2 protein-coding genes are annotated in these 1,468 nt (G+C 60.0%); both read right to left on the bottom strand.

All coding sequences use genetic code 11. The features are described 5' to 3' along the window. Window positions 1-24: 24 nt before the first annotated feature. Window positions 25-990 carry an IS3 family transposase gene (locus YO9_RS0109530; RefSeq protein ID WP_016997263.1) on the bottom strand — a complete coding sequence of 322 codons (966 nt, stop codon included), beginning with the start codon at window positions 988-990 and terminating at the stop codon, window positions 25-27. A 17-nt stretch (window positions 991-1,007) separates the two neighbouring features. Continuing rightward, window positions 1,008-1,442, bottom strand: a complete 435-nt coding sequence (locus YO9_RS0109525) for a hypothetical protein (RefSeq protein WP_016997262.1) — start codon at window positions 1,440-1,442, stop codon at window positions 1,008-1,010. Window positions 1,443-1,468 lie beyond the last annotated feature (26 nt).

The following is a 1,468-nucleotide window of genomic DNA, read 5'->3' as shown; positions in this document are numbered from 1 at the left end:
CGCAGGGTGTCAACCTGTGGTGAGTCAGGTTGGAAGGTTGATGCCGACTAGCTTCGCTGGTATCGGGGTGCGGGGTCTGATGCGGAAGCGGTGTGGGTGTTGCTCGTAGTAGTCCTGCAGTGCTTGATCGCGTATCTGCCATACCTGCTCCCAAGACCCGTCTGCGACTTGAGAAGGTGTGAACAGCGCGATCCCCGAGTGCTTGTGCTCGGTGTTGTACCACTTGACGTAGTCGGTGAGATAGGTTCTGGCCGCTTGTAGGGTTTGGAAGATTCGAGGGTACGAGGGCCGATACTTCATGGTGCGAAATCCTGCCTCGGAAAATGGGTTGTCATTGGAGACATAGGGCCTGTTATGCGAAAGCCGCACTCCGTGCTCGGTCAGGGCCGCGCGCAGGGTGTTGGAACGCATCGCTGCCCCGGAATCGGCATGGACGACCTCGGGTGCACCGTGCTCAGCGATCGCGGTGGCGAACATGTCTACGGCGAGATGATCGGCTTCGCGTTCTTCCACCCGCCAGCCCACGATCTGGCGGGAGTAGATATCGGTGATCTTGTAGGCCTTGAACACGATCCCACGCCACGGGGAGAACAGATCGGTGATATCCCAGGACCACGCCTGCCCGGGGGCGGTAGCGGTGACCACCGGGACTGGGCGCGGGCTCTTGTGACCGGCGTGGGTGGGGATCTTCGGGCGCAGTGCCTGATACTTCAGCTCACCAGCGATCCGCCACCAGCTGCGCCGCGAGCCCAGCATCACACCCTCGTCCCAGGCTGCGGCAAAGGAGTGATCTACCGAGACCTGTTTCGACCAACCATCGAGGATGCGTTCTTCGATCTGCTCGCGCTCACCCCGGCTGAGCCTGGAGGGGTAGTCTCGCTGTGATTGCGGGATCGGATCAGCACGAGCGGGCCGGCGGTGGTGACGGTAGTGCCACGTCGAGCGTGAGAGCCCAGCCAACGCCAGCGCCTTGCGTTGGGAGCCCAGCACCGCACTGAGCTGGGTAATCAGCTCATTTTCAGCTTGGAGGAACTGTTGGGTTTGGTCGTCTTGGGCGTATCGGGCTCTCGCTCGTTGATCTGATGCAAGAGCCCGATAGCTTTTCCCAATGCTTCGTTCGTGGCTTCGAGCTCACGTACCCGCGCTCGTAACGCTTGGTTCTCTGCCTCGCGCTGTTCCCTGTGGTGGGAGATTTTGCGCCATTGGCTGGGAGAGGTCATGGAACTACCCTCTCGTGGAATCAGTCCCCGGTCGAGATCACCATCGAAGATCGCTTTGCGCCACCGACTCATCCGCTCCCGCGAGAAACCCCGCTCTTGCATCCACAATTCCTTCTGCCCGTGCGCTAACCCCACGTATTCAAACACCAGATCACGGATTTCATCATCGGTGTACCCTGCAGAAATCGCCATCTCAAACCCCTCACTGATCATGACCACCATGACTCACAACCAGTCTGACAATGGGG

It is taken from the genome of Kocuria atrinae C3-8 (assembly GCF_000286355.1).
GTDB lineage: Bacteria > Actinomycetota > Actinomycetes > Actinomycetales > Micrococcaceae > Kocuria > Kocuria atrinae_A.
Note: the sequence above shows the minus strand (reverse complement) of the source record. Positions and strands in the feature narration are given on the sequence as shown.

Excerpts from the sequence above, each read along its gene's own strand:
- YO9_RS0109525 (WP_016997262.1), bottom strand. The coding sequence starts at position 1,442 with ATGGTGGTCATGATCAGTGAGGGGTTTGAGATGGCGATTTCTGCAGGG.